Annotated in this window: 17 protein-coding genes, 1 tRNA gene and 1 pseudogene; 10 read left to right on the top strand and 9 right to left on the bottom strand. The window is 71.9% G+C overall.

Translation table 11 applies throughout. The features are described from left to right. The first annotated feature begins 8 nt into the window (after window positions 1-8). Window positions 9-491, top strand: coding sequence for a GNAT family N-acetyltransferase (locus ABT092_RS08840; RefSeq protein WP_351241574.1), 483 nt, complete (start codon window positions 9-11; stop codon window positions 489-491). 165 nt (window positions 492-656) lie between these two features. Here ABT092_RS08840 and ABT092_RS08835 read toward each other — a convergent pair. Continuing rightward, a pseudogene (locus ABT092_RS08835) lies at window positions 657-1,460 on the bottom strand (DMT family transporter); the annotation flags it as partial. Window positions 1,461-1,602: 142 nt separating this feature from the next. Here ABT092_RS08835 and ABT092_RS08830 point away from each other — a divergent pair. From ABT092_RS08830 to ABT092_RS08815, 4 genes are all read left to right on the top strand, one after another. Then, window positions 1,603-2,055, top strand: a complete 453-nt coding sequence (locus tag ABT092_RS08830; RefSeq protein WP_351241362.1) for an Lrp/AsnC family transcriptional regulator — start codon at window positions 1,603-1,605, stop codon at window positions 2,053-2,055. Between the two features lie 218 nt (window positions 2,056-2,273). Then, entirely contained in the window at window positions 2,274-3,350 is a 1,077-nt protein-coding gene (locus tag ABT092_RS08825; RefSeq protein WP_351241360.1) for a polyprenyl synthetase family protein, read from the top strand. 297 nt (window positions 3,351-3,647) lie between these two features. Next, on the top strand, window positions 3,648-4,292 hold the full coding sequence (locus ABT092_RS08820; protein WP_351241358.1) for a hypothetical protein: 645 nt from the start codon (window positions 3,648-3,650) through the stop codon (window positions 4,290-4,292). 193 nt (window positions 4,293-4,485) lie between these two features. After that, complete coding sequence (locus tag ABT092_RS08815) at window positions 4,486-4,944, top strand: Fic family protein (RefSeq protein WP_351241356.1); 459 nt, start codon at window positions 4,486-4,488, stop codon at window positions 4,942-4,944. Window positions 4,945-5,089: 145 nt separating this feature from the next. Here ABT092_RS08815 and ABT092_RS08810 read toward each other — a convergent pair. From ABT092_RS08810 to galU, 7 genes are all read right to left on the bottom strand, one after another. Then, window positions 5,090-5,163 (bottom strand) — tRNA-Ala (locus ABT092_RS08810). Between the two features lie 104 nt (window positions 5,164-5,267). After that, entirely contained in the window at window positions 5,268-6,479 is a 1,212-nt protein-coding gene (locus ABT092_RS08805; protein WP_351241354.1) for a SepX/GlpR family protein, read from the bottom strand. Between the two features lie 199 nt (window positions 6,480-6,678). Continuing rightward, the gene (locus ABT092_RS08800; RefSeq protein ID WP_351241352.1) at window positions 6,679-7,329 is read right to left on the bottom strand and encodes a GNAT family N-acetyltransferase; all 651 of its coding nucleotides are present in this window, start codon (window positions 7,327-7,329) and stop codon (window positions 6,679-6,681) included. Between the two features lie 26 nt (window positions 7,330-7,355). Then, on the bottom strand, window positions 7,356-7,946 hold the full coding sequence (locus tag ABT092_RS08795; RefSeq protein ID WP_502968407.1) for a MogA/MoaB family molybdenum cofactor biosynthesis protein: 591 nt from the start codon (window positions 7,944-7,946) through the stop codon (window positions 7,356-7,358). Then, entirely contained in the window at window positions 7,943-8,455 is a 513-nt protein-coding gene (moaC, locus tag ABT092_RS08790; protein ID WP_351241350.1) for a cyclic pyranopterin monophosphate synthase MoaC, read from the bottom strand. Before moaC ends, ABT092_RS08795 begins: the two co-directional genes overlap by 4 nt. Window positions 8,456-8,602: 147 nt before the next feature. Then, window positions 8,603-10,051 carry a molybdotransferase-like divisome protein Glp gene (gene glp / locus ABT092_RS08785; protein ID WP_502968406.1) on the bottom strand — a complete coding sequence of 483 codons (1,449 nt, stop codon included), beginning with the start codon at window positions 10,049-10,051 and terminating at the stop codon, window positions 8,603-8,605. Further along, window positions 9,933-10,835 (bottom strand): UTP--glucose-1-phosphate uridylyltransferase GalU, encoded by a 903-nt coding sequence (galU, locus tag ABT092_RS08780; RefSeq protein WP_351241346.1) that lies wholly within the window; start codon window positions 10,833-10,835, stop codon window positions 9,933-9,935. Before galU ends, glp begins: the two co-directional genes overlap by 119 nt. 92 nt (window positions 10,836-10,927) lie before the next feature. On the opposite strand from galU, the gene ABT092_RS08775 reads away from it, so the two are divergent. Further along, window positions 10,928-11,569 (top strand): 5-formyltetrahydrofolate cyclo-ligase, encoded by a 642-nt coding sequence (locus ABT092_RS08775; protein ID WP_351241344.1) that lies wholly within the window; start codon window positions 10,928-10,930, stop codon window positions 11,567-11,569. A gap of 99 nt (window positions 11,570-11,668) precedes the next feature. Beyond that, window positions 11,669-11,905, top strand: coding sequence for a hypothetical protein (locus ABT092_RS08770; protein ID WP_351241342.1), 237 nt, complete (start codon window positions 11,669-11,671; stop codon window positions 11,903-11,905). A 151-nt stretch (window positions 11,906-12,056) separates the two neighbouring features. Here ABT092_RS08770 and ABT092_RS08765 read toward each other — a convergent pair whose 3' ends face one another. Beyond that, a complete protein-coding gene (locus ABT092_RS08765; RefSeq protein ID WP_351241340.1) occupies window positions 12,057-14,852 on the bottom strand; it encodes a penicillin acylase family protein in 2,796 nt (931 codons plus the stop codon). Window positions 14,853-15,053: 201 nt separating this feature from the next. Here ABT092_RS08765 and ABT092_RS08760 point away from each other — a divergent pair, with 201 nt between their 5' ends. From ABT092_RS08760 to ABT092_RS08750, 3 genes are all read left to right on the top strand, one after another. Further along, complete coding sequence (locus tag ABT092_RS08760) at window positions 15,054-16,577, top strand: potassium/proton antiporter (RefSeq protein WP_351241570.1); 1,524 nt, start codon at window positions 15,054-15,056, stop codon at window positions 16,575-16,577. A 319-nt stretch (window positions 16,578-16,896) separates the two neighbouring features. After that, window positions 16,897-18,192, top strand: a complete 1,296-nt coding sequence (locus tag ABT092_RS08755) for an MFS transporter (RefSeq protein ID WP_351241338.1) — start codon at window positions 16,897-16,899, stop codon at window positions 18,190-18,192. A 67-nt stretch (window positions 18,193-18,259) separates the two neighbouring features. Beyond that, window positions 18,260-18,583 carry an FmdB family zinc ribbon protein gene (locus ABT092_RS08750; protein WP_351241336.1) on the top strand — a complete coding sequence of 108 codons (324 nt, stop codon included), beginning with the start codon at window positions 18,260-18,262 and terminating at the stop codon, window positions 18,581-18,583. Window positions 18,584-18,652 lie beyond the last annotated feature (69 nt).

The raw sequence follows: 18,652 nt of genomic DNA, 5'->3' as shown, positions 1-18,652 counted from the left end.
TGGATAGCATGAATATACGCATCGCCTCCTTCGCCCACCCGGACGCCGTGCGGCTGAACGACCGCGTCCAGCTGGAGTACGCCGAGCGGTACGGCGGCGACGGCGACGCGACCCCGCTGAACCCCACCATGTTCGATCCGCCCCGCGGGCTGTACCTGATCGCGTACGAGGCGGACGGCACCCCGATCGCCACCGCCGGCTGGCGCAGCCAGAGCACCGGCCCCGAGGGGTACACGGACGGCGACGCCGAGATCAAGCGCATGTACGTCACGCCGGAGGCCCGGGGCCGCGGCCTGGCCCGGCGCCTGCTCGCCCGACTGGAGTCCGACGCCCGCACTGCCGGCCGCATCCGCATGGTCCTGGAGACGGGCACCGCCCAGCCCGAGGCCGTCGCCCTCTACGAGTCCAGCGGCTACCTGCCGTGCGCGAAGTTCGGCCACTACCGCGAGAGCCCGCTGACCCTCTGCTACGCCAAGGCCCTGACGGCCTGAGCCCGGGCGGCGGCTCAGGCCGCCCCCGGTCGGGGCGGTCACCGCACCGGACGCGCCTTTGGCGGTCGCCTCACGCCCGGCCGCGGCCGGCCGTTCCACCATGCCGACCACCACCCCGGCGATGATGACCGCACCGCCGACCGCCTGGGCGAGCCGGATCGACTCCCCGTTGATCAGCACGGCCCCCAGAACGCCGAAGATCGGCACCAGGTTCAGCACGTTCACCGCGACGCTCGACGGCAGGCGGCTCAGGCCGTGGTTGTAGAGCAGGAAGGCGCCGACCGAGCAGGCCACGGCCAGGTAGGCCAACAAGGTCCCGGAGACCGCGCCGGGCATCCGCCACTCGCCGACCTCCCACAGGGAGGCCACCAGGAATCCGGCAGCGCCCGCCACCGTCTGGTGATAGGTGACGCCGAGGGCGTCCTGGCCCTCGTTCGCCCGCTTGCCGAGCACGTTGTAACCGGCCCAGGCCACCCCGCCGAGCAGCAGCAGGAGGTCACCCGCCCAGCGCGAACCACCGCCGACCTCGGCCCCGTTGCGCACCACGAGGAAGGCGCCGAAGGTGGCCAGCAGCACGCCGGCCACCCGAAGGGGTGACATCCGCGTACCGAGGGCGACCCGTTCCCACAACATCGTCATCAACGGGTAGGTGGCCACGATCAGCGAGGCGTCGGACGCGGTGGAGAGGTCGACGCCGACGTTCTCCAGCACGAAGTAGACGGTGATGCCCAACAGCCCGCTCAGGTAGAGCCGTCGCCGCTGCCGGACGTCCGGTCGGGCCGGGCGGTTGCGGCGCAGCCACATCACCACGCCCAGCAGCAGCGCCGCGAGGGTGAACCTGACGGCGCCGATCGTGAGGGGGCCGACGTCGTCCAGCACCCGTTTGGTGACGGCGTACGAACTGCTCCACAGCAGTGCAGCCACCGCCACCGCGAGCACCGCACGCGGGTCAGGCCATCGCTCCCGCATTCGAAGTCCACACCCCTCACACACCATCGAAGCCCTGGAAAACCGAATAAAGAATAAGCATCTTCCCGTTCATCCAGCAAAGAAGCCGATGAAACTCGATAGAATCCGAATAACATTCGGATTCTGCAAAGGTGAATCGAGCATGGACGAACTAGATTCGGCGCTGGTGCGGATGCTCCAGGAGGACGGCCGGCGGACCAACCGGGAGATGGCCGAGGCCCTCGGCATCGCCCCGTCCACCTGCCTCGAACGAGTGCGGTCACTGCGTCAGCGCGGGGTGCTCACCGGCTATCACGCGGACGTGGACCTCGCCTCACTGGGCCGCGGACTCCAAGCGGTGATCGCCGTGCGGGTCCGGCCACCCACCCGCTCCGTGATCGAGGCGTTCCAGGCGTTCCTGGAGGACATGCCCGAGGTCGTCTCGATCTTCGTCCTCACAGGCAACGACGACTTCCTCGTGCACGTCGCCGTACGCGACACGGACCATCTGCACGCCCTGGTCCTCGACAAGTTGACAAAGCGACCCGAACTCGCAGACGTCCGCACCTCGGTGGTCTACGGACACCTGCGTCAGAAGGTCATCACCCCGCTGTGACCCGACCGCCGCTCCGCTGCCGCGTCCCGGCAGTTCGTCCCGCCGGAACGGCAGCGACCACCCGGCCCGCCGCGTCGACCGCCCGCCCCCGCTCGGCGTGCGGCTTCCCGGGGCCGGGGCTCCGCCCGACCCGGTGATACTGAGAGGGGTCCGTCGGCACCGGTCGGCCGCACCCGACCCCGTCCGCGTCGACCGGTGTCCGCCAGGGAGTGCCCTTCATGTCCGTCGAGAACGCGGCCCGTGTCCACGAGCGGCTCGCCGAGTACCGCAACCGCTTCGACGCGCTGTTCGCGGAGTACTTCGACGCGCTCGCCCGACGGCCCCTCGCCCACGGTTCGTTCGCGGTCGAAGCGCTGGACCTGGTGCGGGACATGTCGCTGCGCGGCGGAAAACGGCTGCGGGTGGCACTGGTGCACGAGGCGGCACGACTGGTCACTCCCGATCCCGTGCCCGGGCTGGACGAGGCCGCGCTCAGCATCGAGTTGCTCCAGACGCACGGACTCATCCACGACGACATCGTCGACGACTCACCGGTGCGCCGCGGCGCACCGTCCGTGTACTACGCCTACCGGGAGCGGTTCCCCGACCGTCCGCAGACGGCGCTGGGCCTCGCCGTCCTGGCCGGGGACCTGGCCGCCTTCCTGTCCCTACAGGTGCTGTTGGACGCGCCCCTCCCCCGGGACCTGCGCCAGGCCATGGCCGCCGTGCAGGCGACGACGGGCGCGGACACGGTCGTCGGTCAGTTCCTCGACCTGGAGCGCGACTTCGGGCCCGTGCCCGACCGGGAACGGCTGGACCTGGTGTCCGACTACAAGAGCGCCCGGTACTCGGTGCTGGCCCCCTTGCGGCTGGGCCTGCTCGCCGCCGGCGAGGACCCGGCCAGCCACCACGACGAACTGGCCCGGTACGCCCGGCTGGTCGGGGTGAGCGGTCAACTGCGCGACGACTACCTCGACCTCTTCGCCGACCCCGGCACGACGGGCAAGCCGGCCGGCGCCGATCTGCGCGCGGGCCGTCTGAGCTACGCCGTGTGCGCCCTCCTGGCAGCGACGAGCGGCCGGGACCGGGAGGTGGTGGAGGCCGCGCTGTCCGACCCCGTTTGCGCTCCGGAGACCGTCGAACGGGTCCAGGAGACCGCCCGCCGCCACGGCGTCGACGAACGACTGCGCGAGGACATCCGCCGGTCCGCCCGGGAGGCGTCCGCACTCGCGGCGACCTGGCGTCCGCGCTGGCGGGGCGAAGCCGTGGACTTCTTCGCGCAGTTGCCGCTGTGGGGCGCGGAGCGCACCCTGTGACGCGGGTCCGCCTCGGGCGGGGCGGACGACGTCCGGGCCGGGCACCCGCGGCGGGCGTCCCGGAACGACGAGCGGCTTACGACCGGCACCAGAAGCCCTTGAGCGAGCTCAAGGACATGCGCTCCGGAGGGTGTTCACCCACGCCTTGGACCAGGCGGCGACGGAAGCAGTGGGAGATCGCTTCCCCGATCACCGAATGCCGTTTCCCCCGAGGGGCGGCCACGCGAAATGGAGTGGAGTCAGGACGGCCGCACGGGGCAGGGTGGGGCGGTGGGTGAACCATGGCCACACACCCTGATGTGGGCAGAAGTGGATCCGGCTCATCATCCCTTCACACTGGACGAGGACGCGGCGGAGGAGTTGACGATCCTGGTCGCGCCTCTGCTGCCCGACTCCGAAGCCGCTCGGGAGGATCGCCGGCGATCGCTGGATCCCGTCACCGAGTTCCTGACGGACCGGTACGGCCGATGGGCCTGCGGATGGAACTGGTCGCTCGGTGAGGGCGACGTCGACGGAGGCGTCGTCGAGGCCCGGTGCTGCGCCTCCGACTCCGTGACGACCCCGGAGGAAACCGCCCCGCTGGTCGTCGGGGCCCTTCGGGAATGGCGCGGCTGGCTGGAGGACCTGGCGGAACGGTTCGCAGACCTGGCTCCGCCGGAAGGCACTCCGGTGGCGTCGACGGACCATGGGCCCGGGGAGCGGGCATGCACCCGTCTGGTCACCACGGTGGCCGACCGCACCCGGGCCGAGAGCGGCTGGTACGGGCACTGCGTGCAAGTCCTCCGATGGTTCCTCGCCGGCAAGGGCGTCGACGAGGGCCAGGCCCGGGAGATCGTCGAGAACGCGGTCGGCGGCCGGTTCGGCAGTTGGATCGCGCCTGAAGCTGCGGTGGTCGACGCGGTGAGCTCGCGGTTCGCCGGAGGCGTGGGCGGCATCGGATGACGTCCGCGCCCGGCCCACCGGAGGAGGCCTTGCCGACTGGCTGCTCGTCCGGCCGGAAGTCGCGTGGCCATCCTGGCACGGCTCGGGTCTCGTCTCCGGAGCACCGGCCCGCGACGGCTTCCGGAACTTCTTCAGGGCGACGCGAGGCGGCCGGGACCGCGAGGGGACCGCACAGGTCCTGACCGCCCTCGACATGGCCTTCGCCGACGCCGAGCGGGGCAGACCGCTGACCTTCGCGCTCATGGCGAAGTGGCAGCGTGCCGTGCTGGGCCGCGGCCCCGTCGGCTTCCGTCAGATGCCGGCCCTCGCGAAAGGGCGGACGGGAGCGCTACGGCCTCGCCCCGGCACACGGGCCCGGTTCGAGCGCTGTCTGGCCGAGAGCGCTCGACCGGATCCGCCCCTCCCGTCCCGCGCTGCCCGCACCTACCTGGACGTCCTCTTCTTCCATCCGTTCGCGGACGGCAACGCACGTGCGGCCATGCTGGCATTGGCCTTCGTCCTGGCGAGGGAAGGCGTCCTGCTCGACCGGGTTCGTCCGGTGCAGACCACCAGATGGGCCGACGACGCCGAGGGCGTGGAAGACCTGAGTGGGACCGGCCGAGGAGATCCACGTCCACGTGCTGGTTCTGCCCCGGGGGCATCCGCCCCCTGACGGTCCCGTGGTCGTCGCGCCACCACCCGGAGCAGGCATCGAGCGGACCCCGGAAACGACGAAGACCCCACCCGATCTTTCCGATCGGACGGGATCTCCTCCCCTTCCTGAGCTCGCTCAAGAAGGGTCTTTCCTTCTGCTTCTGTGGACCTGAGGGGATTCGAACCCCTGACCCCCTCGATGCGAACGAGGTGCGCTACCGGACTGCGCCACAGGCCCTTGCAACGAGTGGAACTCTAGCACTCCCGCGGCGGTGCCCGGAAATCCGCTCGGCCGACCATGACCAGCGGACCTGTGCCGCCGAGGGCGACCTCGCCCGCGCCCTACTCGTTGGCGGCGCGGGGGCGCTCCTGGTCCTCGTACTGGTCGAAGAGCGGGGTGCGACCCCGTTCCCGCGAGCGTCGGGCGGAGGCGGCGCGCCGTGCGTCGGTCCGCTCCCCGCCCTCGTCCTCTCCCGTGCCGTCCGCGGGGACGTCGGTGGTCGCCCGCTGCGCGGTCGGCTCCGCGGCCGAGGACCGGGCGGGGCTCCAGGTGTCCGGGGCGCCGAGGTCCACGCCGCCGGTGGCACGGGGCGCGACCGGTGCGGTCACGTAGGTGGGCAGCGGCACCGGAACCGGGTCCCAGCTGTCGCCGCGCACCGGCCCCCGTTGGCGCTCCCGCTGCTGGTCGACCCACTCGGCGTGGTCGGTCTGTTCCACGAGCGCCCGGCGGTCCGCCGCCAGGGCCGACAGCTCGGAGGCGACCGGCGCTCCCGTCGACGGTGCGACCGGGCGGTCCGGGGCTTCGGCCGCGTCGGGGCGGGGGCGGCGGGGCTGCCGTTCGCGGAGCCGCTGGGCGGCGAGCTCCGCGCGCTGACGGTCCATGACGTAGGCGAACCGACGCCGCTCCTGGCGCCGCAGGTACACGATGTACGCGCTCAACAGCACACCGGGGGCGGCGGGCACCCAGAGGAAACCGAGACCGCCGACCGCGGCGACGAGGGCGCCCGCGGTGAACGTCAGGAAGAGCACGACGGTGGTGCGCCGGCGCCGGGCCAGCACCTTCGAGCGCCGGGCGCGCGCGGTGGCCTCGGCGGTGGCGCGGCGGGGGGGCGGCGCGGCCGTGCGCGCGGAGCGCGCGGCCTCTTGGCGCTCCGCTTCCGCACGGGCGAGTTCCTCCGCCCGGGCGGCCTCTTCGCGCTCCGCCTCCAGGCGGGCCGCCTCCTGACGGGCGGCGGCCTCCTCACGGGCTGCCGCCACCTCCTGCCGGGAGGGCCCCGGGGGGACGGCGAACGCCCGGACGTCCACCGAGTCGGTGGCGCCGTCCGGGGCGGCCCCGGGGGACGAGGTCTCGTCCTCGCCCGAGCGCGCCCGCAGGAGGTCCTTGGCGTACCGGCGTTCCATGCCCGCCCGGCCGGACAGGAGTCGGATGGCCGTGCTGAAGCGCTCGGTCGGCCGGGCCTCGTTCAGCTCGTCCTGCCTACGGAGCCACATCGGCACCAAGTAGGCGGCCCAGGCCCCGACGATGACTGCGTAGATGAGGCCGCTGCTGCTCACGTCTCACACCGTAGAGGTGTTTGCGCGGGGGCATCCGCCAATTGGGGCGGTGTGTCGCACGATCTGGCTCATATTCCGAACTTTTTTTGCGACTGATGCGATCAGCGACTCGGCAAGTAGGGGCAATTATCCATATATGCACCATTTGCCGATCAAGGGAAGGTGATCCACTCACTCCATAGGACTCAAAATCGAACACTCATTCGTCACCCTGGGGTGGCTCGGCAGTCGACGGCGCGGCGGTGCCCTGCGGGGCGTGCTCCGCCCGGCGGGCCCGCGCCCGGTGCCACCGGGGCAGCAGCCCTTCCGGCACCTCTTCGGCGGTGAGGGCGAAGACCAGGTGGTCCCGCCAGCCGCCGTCGATGTGGAGGAACCTCGGACGCAGCCCCTCCGACCGGAATCCGAGCTTCTCGACGACCCGGCGACTGGGCACGTTCTCCGGGCGGATGCAGACCTCGACGCGGTGCAGCCCCACCGTACGGAAGCAGTGGTCGACGGCGAGGGCCAGCGAGGTCGGCATCACGCCCCTCCCGGCGACGGCCTCGTCGACCCAGTAGCCCACGTGTCCCGAGCACATCGACCCCCAGGTGATGCCGGCCACCGTCAACTGCCCGGCCAACCGCCCCTGGTACTCGATGACGAACGGCAGCATCCGTCCCGCGTTGGCCTCCGCCCGCAGATGACGGACCATCTGCCGGTAGGTGGGGCGATGGGCGATCGGACCGCTGGGGGTGGGCGGCGGGATGGTCGCCTCCCACGGGCGCAGCCAGTCGCGGTTGCGCCGGTTGACCTCGCGCCAGGCGCGCTGATCACGCAGCTTGATGGGACGGAGGGTGAGCTCGCCGTCCACCAGTTCGACGGGCCAGGAGGAGCCGTTCAGCGTGGGCCCCCGGTCGATCCGGCGTCCGTCGCCGCCGAGGGGTGGTCCCCACCGCGCAGTTGGTCGACGGCGTGCGTCAGGAGCGGTTCCAGTACGGCCAGTCCGTCCCGGACCCCGCCGGTGGACCCCGGCAGGTTCACGATCAGCGTGCGGCCGGCCACCCCCGCGATCCCCCGGGACAGCGCCGCGGTCGGCACCGTGCGGCGGCCGTCGGCGCGCAGGGCCTCGGCGATGCCCGGCACCACCCGGTCGACGACCCGCGCGGTCGCCTCGGGGGTGCGGTCGGTCGGCGAGACGCCCGTACCGCCGGTGGTGACGATCACGTCGAAACCGGCTGCCACGCCCTCCCTCAGCGCCGTTTCCACCGGGTCGCCGTCCGGTACCACCCGGGGCCCGGCGACGGCGAAGCCGAGGGCGCTCAGGCCCGCGGCGAGCAGGGGTCCGCCGCGGTCCTCGTAGACGCCCGCGGCGGCCCGCCCGGAGGCGGTCACGACCAGGGCCCGGTGCCCCCCGGGCGCCGGACCGGATGCCGTGCCGTCCGGCCCTGCGGGAGCGGCGCCGGAGGGCGCGTGCTCCCCGGCGCTCACGCCCGGCTCCAGTCGCCCGAGGCGCCGCCGGTCTTCTCCTCCACCCGGACCCGGGTGATCACGGCGCCCTTGTCGACCGCCTTCACCATGTCGACGACGGTGAGCGCGGCCGCGGTGACCGCGGTGAGCGCCTCCATCTCGACGCCCGTCCGGTCGGTGGTGCGCACCGTGGCGGCGATCTCCACCGCGTCGTCGGCGACGGACAGGTCCACCTCCACCCCGGACAGGGCGAGCGGGTGGCAGAGCGGAATCAGTTCGGGGGTGCGCTTGGCGCCCATGATGCCGGCGATGCGCGCCGTGGCGAGCGCATCGCCCTTGGGCAGGCCCGTACCACGCAACAGGGCGATGACCTGCGGGTTCACCAGGACCCGTCCGCTGGCTCGGGCGGTGCGGGCGGTGACCTCCTTCGCCGAGACGTCGACCATCCGGGCCGCGCCGGTGGCGTCGAGGTGGGTGAGGTGACCCTCTGCGGAGGTGCCGGGGGTGTCCCCCCGGGGATTCGCGGTCATGTGCTGTGACGCTCCCGGTCCGGGCCCGCGCGACGCGGCGTGCGGAGCCTGTGTGCGCGCTACCGTACCGCGCGCGGGGAGCGCGTCACGCCCCAGGACCCGGCCGGACCACAGGGGACCCGGACCGGGCCGGGGCAGGTGGGGGGCTCAGGAGAGCAGGACGACGTCCAGTTCGGTGCCGGGTTCCACCGCGGTGACCTCGCGGGGGATCACGATCAGCGCGTCGGCGTGCGCGAGGGCGGCCACGAGGTGCGAGCCGGCGCCGCCCACGGGGGCCACCTCACCGGTGGTCGGGTCGTGGCGACCGCGGAGGTACTGGGTCCGTCCCGCGGGCGAGGGGACCGGACCGTCCGCGCGCAGCACCGCCCGGGTGGTGGGCCGGTGCACGTCGTCGAATCCGGCGAGCGTCCGGATGGCGGGGCGGACGAACAGCTCGAAGGACACGTACGAGGAGACGGGGTTGCCCGGCAGGGCCAGCAGGGGGGTGTGGTCGGGGCCGACCGCACCGAAGCCCTGGGGTTTGCCCGGCTGCATGGCGAGCACCCGGAAGTCGACACCGCCCGTGCCGCCGTCCTCGCCGAGGGTCGCGAGGGCCTCCTTGACCACGTCGTAGGCGCCGACGCTGACCCCGCCCGAGGTGACGACCAGGTCCGCGCGGATGAGCTGGTCCTCGATGGCCGTCCGCAGCGTCTCCGCGTCGTCGGTGACGGCACCCACCCGGTAGGCGAGCGCCCCCGCTTCCCGGGCTGCGGCCGTCAGGACGTAGCTGTTGGAGTCGAAGATCTGCCCCTCGCCCAGGGCCTCCCCGGGCTGCACGAGTTCGCTGCCGGTGGAGAGGACCACCACCCGCGGTCGGGGGCGCACCCGCACGGTGCCCCGTCCGATCGCCGCGAGCAGGGCGATCTGCGGTGCACGGAGCACGGTGCCGGCCGCGAGCGCCAGCTCGCCGGCGCGCACGTCGCTGCCCTGTACCCGGACGTGCGCTCCGGGCGCCGCCCCCCGGAAGACGCGCACCTGACCGTGCGCCCCTTCGGGAGCCGTGCTGCGGGCGCGCATCCCGGTGACCCGTCCGGCCCCGAGGCCCCCGTCCGTCCACTCCACCGGGACGACGGCTTCGGCCCCCGCCGGGAGCGGGGCGCCGGTCATGATCCGGGCGGCCTGTCCGGGCCCGACCGCGGGGGGACCGCCGCGACCGGCGGCGATGTCGCCGATCACGGTGAGCACTGCCGGGAACGCGTCGTCGGCGCCGGCGACATCGGCCGCGCGGACCGCGTACCCGTCCATGGAGCTGTTGTCGAACGGCGGGAGCGAGACGGGCACCACCACGTCGTCGACCAGGACGCAGCCCTGGGCGTCGAGGAGCTGGAGTTCGATGGGGTCCAGGGGACGGACGGTCCCCAGGACGTCCTCCAGGTGCTCGGCCACCGTCCAGACGTGGTCGCGACCGGTGGTGTCGGTGTTCGTCCCGCTCACGTCGCTACATCTCCTCGGTGACGTACCCGCGCAGCCAGGTCCGGAACTCCGGGCCCAGGTCCTCACGTTCGCACGCGAGCCGGACGATGGCACGGAGGTAGTCGCCGCGGTCGCCGGTGTCATAGCGGCGGCCCGTGAAGACGACGCCGTGCACCGGGCCGCCGACCTTCTCGTCCGAGGCGAGCTGCTGGAGGGCGTCGGTGAGCTGGATCTCGCCACCGCGGCCGGGCTCGGTGGTGCGGAGTATCTCGAAGATGTGCGGGTTCAGGACGTAGCGGCCGATGACGGCGAAGTTGCTGGGCGCGTCCGCGGGATCGGGCTTCTCCACCAGACCGGTCACCCGGACGACGTCGGCGTCCGCGGTGGCCTCGACGGCGGCGCACCCGTAGAGGTGGACCTGCTCGGGCGCGACCTCCATCAGGGCGATGACGCTGCCGCCGTGCTGTTCCTGGATGTCGACCATGCGGGCCAGCAGCGGGTCGCGGGGGTCGATGAGGTCGTCGCCGAGCAGCACCGCGAAGGGCTCGTCGCCGACGTGCGGGGCCGCGCAGAGGACGGCGTGGCCGAGGCCCTTGGGGTCGCCCTGGCGTACGTAGTGCATGGTGGCCAGGTCGCTGGACTCCTGGACCTTGGCCAGTCGTGCCCGGTCGCCCTTCTTGGTGAGGGCTTCCTCCAACTCGTAGTTGCGGTCGAAGTGGTCCTCCAGCGGGCGCTTGTTCCGCCCGGTGACCATCAGGACGTCGTCCAGTCCGGCGGCCACGGCTTCCTCGACCACGTACTGGATGGCCGGCTTGTCCACCACCGGCAGCATCTCCTTGGGAGTGGCCTTGGTGGCGGGCAGGAAGCGGGTACCGAGGCCGGCGGCGGGGATGACGGCCTTGGTGATTCTGGAGTTCGACTGAGTCATGGGCGTCACCCTAACCGGTGGCATTGCAGGGATTCTGTAGCTCTGCATATAAATGATCCGCATATGAAAGGACAAGGAAGGTGGGCGTCCGCATGAGCCTGACCGGGAGCGGTGCCGAGCCTGACAAGCGCGGATTGCGACGACGCGTCCTCGCCGGAAGGAACGGGTTTCCGGAGGATGACGTGCAACGGGCGGCCGCGGTTCTCGCCGCCCGCGCACAGGAGCTCGGCGAGCTCTCCGGTGCACGCACCGTGGCCGCCTACGTCTCCGTCGGTGACGAACCGGGCACCCTCCCCCTCCTCGACGCCCTCCACGCGCGCGGGGTGCGCGTTCTCCTGCCCGTCCTGTTGGACGACAACGACCTCGACTGGGGCGCCTACCGGGGACCGGGGTCCCTCGCCGAGGTGCGCCGTCCCGGACGGATGACCCTGCGCGAACCGCACGGCCCGCGGCTGGGCCCCGACGCCGTGCTGGACGCCGGCGCCGTCCTCCTGCCCGGCCTCGCGGTCGACGACCGCGGCATGCGCCTGGGGCGCGGCGGGGGCTCGTACGACCGCGTCCTCGCCCGTCTGGCGCGCGCGGACGTCCGTCCGTTCCTGGTCGTCCTGTTGTACGACGACGAGATCGTGCCGCGGGTACCGGAGGAGGCGCACGACCGACCGGTGCACGCCGTGGTGACCCCCTCCGGAGTGCGCCGGTTCCGCACCCCGCCCACCCCGCCGCCCGTCGTCTGACACCCCGTCCGGCCACCGCCGACGGTCATCCGGTTGACCCGCGCCGCCCGGACGGATGAGATCGCGTGCCCCCGGGCGGCCCTCGACGGTTGGCCCGGTATGACGAACACGCTCAGGGCCTTCTCGACCGCCGCGGTGCTCGCCGTCGGCGCCGTGCTGGCGGGTGCACCCGCCGCGGTGGCGGAGGGTGCGGTCGGCGCCGGCCCCGTCACCTCCGACCGCGTGGCGAGCGCCGCACAGACCGGTCTGGAAGTGCTCAGGACCTGCGGGCTGCCCACCGTCGCCGAACCCGGTGACCTGGTCCGGAACTGCACCGACGGCTCCCTCGCCCGCTGATGCCCGTTCCGCCGGCCCCCCTTCCCCGGCGGACGCACGGTGGCCCTGCACCCGAGGGTGCAGGGCCACGTCCCTGTCTCCGGTCCGCCCCCGGCCGCGGCGCGGGGCCCGGTCGTGGCCCGTCCGCCGCGGCCTCAGCGGGCCGGCCGCCTCACGGCCGCAGCGACAAGGTGTCCTGGGTGGCCGCCTCCACTGCCTTCTCGGAGAACGCCCAGTCGAGCAGTTCCCCCCTGGCCCACTTGTCGGTCTGGTCGCTGTAGTGACCGCTGTAGGCGTGGCCCGAGGCGCCCGTCAGGTTGATCCACTTGGATTTGTCCAGGTCGTCGAGGTTGACCACCATGCGCATCGACGGCACCCAGATGACGTCGAAGCCGCCCGCCGCGTTCCATCCGGTGGCGTTGACCGCCGCCTCGCCGCCGCCCAGGTTCCAGGGTCCCCGGTTGAGCGCGAACTTGAGGAAGCCGGGCCCCTCGGTGCCCAGGGTCTGGTTCTTCAGCTCCAGCTGGTGCAACCGCCCCCAGCTCCAGCTGTCGATGTCCTTGCCGAGTTCCTCGGTCAGCTCCCAGCGCGCGTCCTCCAGGGCCCGCGCGAACAACTGGTCACGGGCGTTGGCCTTGCTCTCGGGGTCCGTCTTCGGCGTCTTCCACCAGTCGTCGTCCCCGTCCTCGACGATCCCGCGGACCACCTCGAACCAGCGGTCGCCGCCGTCCGGCTGCGCCGAGTCCGCGTCCCGCTCACCGCACTCCAGCACCTTGACGTCCTCGTCGGCAGGACCGGTGTTCTCGGCGGGCTCGACGCTCAGGCAGTCGCCCTTCACGCGCAGTTCCTTCGGCAGCTTGTCGCCGAAGCCGAGCTTGAGGACGTTGCGCCACACCGCGTTGAAGTAGGCGGCGGCGGCGGAGTCGGGGCTCTGGGTGTAGTTCCAGCCCTCCAACAGCTGCTGCGCCTCGCGGACGTGCTTGTCGGAAACGTTGATCTTGAGCAGCATCGGCGTCAGCAGTTCCGCGATCTCGCTGCTGTTGTCGGTCTGCATCTGCCGCATGTCCTCGGTGGAGATCTTCCCCCCGCCCTTGGTCTTCGACTCGATCAGGTCGTAGATGCGCTGGCTGCGCGCTCCGTAGCCCCAGTCGGTGGTGAGCTGGTGCGGGGAGGCGTCCGGGCCGACGACCGCCTGGTTGGCCGTCACGATGTACCCGCGCTTCGGGTTGTACTCGTAGGGCAGCGCGGCCTGGTCGACGTAGCCCTTCCAGCGGAAGTCGGGGTCCCAGCCGGGCGCGGGCAGCGAACCGTCGTGGCCCTCGGCGCGGGTGGGGATCCGCCCGGGCGCCTGGTAACCGATGTTGTTCTCGGTGTCCGCGTAGACGAGGTTCTGCGAGGGCACGTCGAAGTCGGCGGCGGCCTTGCGGAAGTCCTCCCAGTTCCCCGCGGTGTTCAGGGCGAAGAGCGCGTCCATGGACGTGCCCGGGGTCAGCGCCGTCCAGCGCAGCGAGACGCCGTAGCCGTCCCCGCGGTCGGGGGCGACGCTGGCGACGCCGGCCTTCTTGCCGACCGACACCAGTTCGTCGCTGCGGTCGGACAGCAGGGGGCCGTTCGCGGTCTCCCTGACGGTGATCGACTTCGACTCCCCCCCGGCGACGCGGATGGTCTCCTTGCGCGTCTTGAAGGGCACCACCTTGCCGTCGTACTGGTACCCGTCGCCGGTGAACTTCTCCAGGTAGAGGTCGGTCACGTCGGCGCCCAGGTTGGTCATGCCCCAGGAGATGTCCTGGTTGTGCCCGATGACCACGCCGGGCATGCCCGCGAAGGTGAACCCGGAGACGTCGAAGTTGCAGCTCTCGGAGACGTCACGGCAGTGCAGGCCCATCTGGTACCAGACGGAGGGCAGCTGGGGCGACAGGTGCGGGTCGTTGGCGAGCAGTGGCTTGCCGGTGATGGTGTGCTGACCGGAAACCACCCACGAGTTGGAGCCGATGCCGTTGCCGCTGGGCCCGAACACGGCCGGGATCCCGTCGAGCACGTCGGAGAGGCCGCCGAGTTGGCTCTGGAGGCCGTCGGGGGCCCGGGTGTCGCCGGCGAGGCCCGTGCCCGACCCGGTCTGTCCCCCCTGACCGGACTGCTGACCCGGCTGACCCGCCTGCTGCTGGCCCTGGTCCGCGCCCTGCGGACCGAAGGTCCCGGTGGTCGCGGAGTGGCCGCCCTCCTGGACGATCGGCTTGTTCCGCCCGTAGGGGTAACCGGGGTACAGGTCCTTGATCTGCGAGGGGCCGAGGCGGCTGGTCATCAGGGAGCGGTCGATCTCGTCCTGCATGTTGCCGCGCAGGTCCCAGGCCATCGCCTTCAGCCAGGCCACCGAGTCCACGGGGGTCCAGGGCTTCGGCTTGTAGTCGTTGCGGAAGTCGAGGGCGGCGTACTCCAGGGAGAGCTCCTCGCCCTCCTTGCCGGCGAGGTAGGCGTTGACCCCCTTCGCGTACGCCTGGAGGTACTTCTTGGTGCTGGGCGCGAGCTTCTTGTCGTACTCCTCCTGCGCGACCCGGTGCCAGCCGAGGGTGCGCAGGAACTCGTCCGTCTCGACCTGGCTCTCGCCGAACATCTCGGAGAGCCGCCCCGACGTCGTGTGGCGACGGACGTCCATCTCCCAGAAGCGGTCCTGCGCCTGCACGTAGCCCTGGGCCATGAACAGGTCCTCGTCGGACGAGGCGTAGATCTGCGGAATGCCGTTGCCGTCGCGCTTCACGTCGACCGGGCCGGCGAGACCGGCGAGCTTGATGGAGCCCTTGGTCTGCGGGAAGGAGGCGCGGACCGTGCTCACGCTCCAGTACGCGCCGAAGCCCACACCGGCGACGACGGCCAGCACCAGCACGATGACGAACAAACGGCCTTTGCGGCTTTTCTTCCTGACGGACCTGTCGGCCTGCTGGCCGGAGGAGGCGGTGGTGTTGGCGGGCATCGCTGTCCTTGCTGTCCTTCGCGAGCGTCAGGGCGGTCAATCCGGGCGGTGCGGTCTCAGGAGGCGTTCACGAGAACGCTGAAGCAACCATAGGCGCAGGGCACCTGCGGACCGGACACGGAGTCAGGGCGGTGAGCGCGGGACGGAGGTCCGCGCGCGTCAAGAGAGCGTTAACGATTAGGTAAGGTAACGAAGTACTCGCTGTGCGCAGAAAGGATTCGGCCCCTGACCGTCCACCACCTCAACCAGCTCCTGCTCGTCTGCTCACTGGTCCTGCTGATCGCAGTGGCGGCAGTCCGGATCTCCTCCCGCAGCGGGCTGCCGAGCCTGCTCGTCTACCTCGGCATCGGTGTCGCCATCGGCCAGGACGGCATCGGCAACGTCAGCTTCAACAACGCAGAGTTGACCCAGGTCATCGGCTACGCGGCCCTGGTCGTGATCCTCGCCGAGGGCGGCCTGGGAACGAAGTGGAAGGAGATCAAACCCGCACTCCCCGCGGCGGCCGTGCTGTCGACCGTCGGTGTCGCGGTGAGCGTCGGCATCACCGCCGCGGCGGCGCACTACCTGGTCGGGTTGGAGTGGCGGCAGGCCCTCATCATCGGTGCGGTGGTGTCCTCCACGGACGCGGCGGCCGTCTTCTCGGTGCTGCGCAGGGTGCCCCTGCCGTCCCGGGTGAACGGCGTCCTGGAAGCCGAGTCCGGATTCAACGACGCCCCCGTGGTGATCCTCGTCGTCGCCTTCTCCACCGCGGGCCCCATCGAGGAGTGGTACGTCCTCCTCGGGGAGATCGGCCTGGAACTCGCCATCGGCGCCGCCATCGGACTCGCCGTCGGCGTCATGGGCGCCTACGCCCTGCGTCACGTCGCGCTGCCCGCGTCCGGGCTCTACCCGATCGCGGTCATGGCGATCGCCGTCACCGCCTACGCGGCGGGCGCCCTCGCACACGGCAGCGGCTTCCTCGCCGTCTACCTGGCGGCCATGGTGCTCGGCAACGCACGACTGCCGCACTGGCCGGCCACCCGCGGCTTCGCCGAGGGACTGGGGTGGATCGCCCAGATCGGCATGTTCGTCCTGCTCGGCCTCCTCGTCACCCCGCACGACCTCGCCGACGACATCGTGCCCGCCCTGGTCATCGGACTGGCGCTGACCGCGGTCGCCCGCCCGCTGGAGGTCGTGGTCAGCCTGCTGCCGTTCCGGATGCCGTGGCAGGAGAAGGCCCTGATGTCCTGGGCCGGACTCCGCGGCGCCGTGCCCATCATCCTGGCCACCATCCCCATGGTGAACGGAGTGGAGGACAGCCGCCGGATCTTCAACATCGTCTTCGTGCTCGTCGTCGTCTACACCCTGATCCAGGGCCCCACCCTGCCCTGGTTGGCACGGAAGCTCCGGCTGGGCGAGGGCACCGAGGCCGCCGACCTCGGCGTGGAATCCGCGCCCCTGGAGCAACTGCGCGGCCACCTGCTGTCCCTGAAGATCGTCAAGGGGTCCCGTATGAACGGGGTCGAGGTGAGCGAGCTACGGCTCCCGGCCGGCTCGGCGGTCACCCTCGTCGTCCGGGACGGCAAGTCCTTCGTGCCGCTCCCGAGCACCGTGCTCCGGCACGGGGACGACCTCCTGGTGGTCGCGACCGACCCGGTCCGGGACGCCGCGGAGGCACGCCTGCGCGCCGTGGGACAGGGCGGAAAACTGGCCGGTTGGCTCGGCACCGGGGCGACGAAACCGTAGCCCCGGGCACGGGGGCGTTCCGGCCGCCGCCGGCCGCGCCCCGGCAGCGGTACGGGAACGGGGACGGCGGGCCGCGAGCGGGGGATCGGCTCCTCGTCCTCCGCTCGCCCGCTTGTCCCCGCCGGCTGCCTGTACCATGCTGGAAGACTTCTGATCGAACCAACTCTGCCTGATGCAGGGCTGGCGCGACCGTATGGCGGCCGGCCGCCACGACGCCCCCGCTGTGGGCGGGCCCCGGTATCTACCGCAGTTCTGCGCAAGAGGACAGCTCTCGACACCCGACTGCGGGGCGTTACCAGGCGGCAGAAAGGCACGGGCCGTGGCAACCACGGTCACCTCGGAGCCCGCCCGCCCGGGCTACCGACAGCTCCTGCGCACCCCGGGTGCCTGGACGTTCCTCCTCCCCGGTTTCGCCGCGCGCCTGCCGTTCGCGATGCTGATCATCTCGATCGTCCTGCTGGTCCAGCACACCACGGACTCCTACGGCCTCGCGGGCGCGGTGTCCGCGGTCACCGGCGTCTCCATGGCGCTGTTCGCCCCGCTGAGCGGCACGTACGCGGACCGGTTCGGTCAGCGCGCGGTCCTCGTGCCCGTCGTGCTGGCACACACGGCCTCGGTGGTCACGCTCACGGCACTCGCCTGGTTCGACGCCCCCGTCTGGGCCCTGTTCGTCGCCGCCGTCCCCACGGGTGCGACGGTTCCCCAGATAGGCCCCATGGTGCGCGCCCGCTGGGGGACGAAACTGCACGGGTCCCCCCTCATGACCACGGCGGCGGCGTTCGAGTCGGTCACCGACGAGCTGACCTTCGTCCTGGGCCCGCTGATCGCGACCGCGCTGTGCACCTCGGTCCACCCCGCCGCCGGCCTGCTCACCGAAGCGGGACTCACCCTGATCGGCGGCCTGCTGTTCGCCGCCCGGCGGAGCACCCAGCCCGTGCCCACGCGCGCGGCCGCCCGGCCCGGCGCCACCGCCTCCCGGGCCGGCACGGCGCACCCGTCCGCGCTGCGGGTGCCCGGCGTGCGGGTGCTGGCCATCGCCTTCGTGGGGATCGGAACGGTCTTCGGCGGCCTACAGGTCTCCCTCGCCGCCTACACCGAGTCGATCGGCGAACCGGGTCTCACCGGCGTCATCTACGGCGTCTTCGCCGCGGGCAACATGATCGCCGGCACCGTCTGCGGTGCCGTGGCCTGGAAGTCCGCTCCTCACCACCGTCTCGTGATCGGCTACCTCGCCCTGGCGATCACCGCCTCCGGGCTGTGGGCGGCGCAGTCCCCCGTGCTGCTCGCCGGGCTCGGGCTCCTGGTCGGCATGAGCATCGCACCGGGGCTGGTGACCGGCTACACGCTCGTCGAACAGCTCGTCGCCCCCACCGCCCGCACCGAGGCGTTCACCCTGCTGACCGGTGCCGTGGCGCTGGGGCAGGCGGCCGCGGTCACCCTCGCCGGGCAGTTGGAGGACCGGGCCTGGGAGGGTGCCGGATTCCTGGTGCCGCTCGCGGGAACCACCTTGGCCCTGCTCGTCCTGGTGACCCTCAGGAACCGGCTCGCGCCGCCCACCGACGAGCGGGGCGCGGCGCGTGGCGTCGGTCACCGCGTGCCGGTGTCGGTGGACTGATCCCGCGGAATACGTCACTATGGAACGTCGTTAGCACTCATCGAGTGAGAGTGCCAGGAGGAAGCAAGTGCCGACGTACCAGTACCAGTGCACCGAGTGCGGTGAGGGCCTCGAAGCGGTGCAGAAGTTCACCGATGACGCCCTGACCGAGTGCCCCAACTGCGGTGGCCGCCTCAAGAAGGTGTTCTCCGCCGTCGGCATCGTCTTCAAGGGATCCGGCTTCTACCGCAACGACAGCCGGGGCTCCTCGTCGAGCAGCTCGCCCGCCGCGTCGAAGTCGACGTCCTCTTCGGACTCCTCGGGTTCCGACTCGTCCGGGTCGAGCAGCACGCCGGCCGCCGCGTCGAAGTCGGCGTCCACCCCGTCGAGCACCAGCACGTCCGCCGCCTGACCACACCGCGGCAGGCCGCCGCACGAGGAGGACCCCGCCGTCCCGGACGCGGGGTCCTCCTCGTGTACC

The sequence above is a fragment of the Streptomyces sp. NPDC002490 genome, from assembly GCF_040296045.1.
In the GTDB taxonomy this organism is placed as follows: domain Bacteria; phylum Actinomycetota; class Actinomycetes; order Streptomycetales; family Streptomycetaceae; genus Streptomyces.
This window is presented reverse-complemented; position numbering and strand designations above follow the sequence as displayed.

Coding starts and splice junctions, on each gene's coding strand:
- ABT092_RS08770 (WP_351241342.1), top strand. CDS start 11,669: ATGACGAACACGCTCAGGGCCTTCTCGACCGCCGCGGTGCTCGCCGTC.
- ABT092_RS08820 (WP_351241358.1), top strand. CDS start 3,648: ATGTGGGCAGAAGTGGATCCGGCTCATCATCCCTTCACACTGGACGAG.
- moaC (WP_351241350.1), bottom strand. CDS start 8,455: ATGACCGCGAATCCCCGGGGGGACACCCCCGGCACCTCCGCAGAGGGT.
- ABT092_RS08825 (WP_351241360.1), top strand. CDS start 2,274: ATGTCCGTCGAGAACGCGGCCCGTGTCCACGAGCGGCTCGCCGAGTAC.
- ABT092_RS08830 (WP_351241362.1), top strand. CDS start 1,603: ATGGACGAACTAGATTCGGCGCTGGTGCGGATGCTCCAGGAGGACGGC.
- galU (WP_351241346.1), bottom strand. CDS start 10,835: ATGACTCAGTCGAACTCCAGAATCACCAAGGCCGTCATCCCCGCCGCC.
- ABT092_RS08815 (WP_351241356.1), top strand. CDS start 4,486: ATGGCCTTCGCCGACGCCGAGCGGGGCAGACCGCTGACCTTCGCGCTC.
- glp (WP_502968406.1), bottom strand. CDS start 10,051: ATGACACCGGCGACCGCGGCGACTACCTCCGTGCCATCGTCCGGCTCG.
- ABT092_RS08840 (WP_351241574.1), top strand. CDS start 9: ATGAATATACGCATCGCCTCCTTCGCCCACCCGGACGCCGTGCGGCTG.
- ABT092_RS08775 (WP_351241344.1), top strand. CDS start 10,928: ATGAGCCTGACCGGGAGCGGTGCCGAGCCTGACAAGCGCGGATTGCGA.
- ABT092_RS08765 (WP_351241340.1), bottom strand. CDS start 14,852: ATGCCCGCCAACACCACCGCCTCCTCCGGCCAGCAGGCCGACAGGTCC.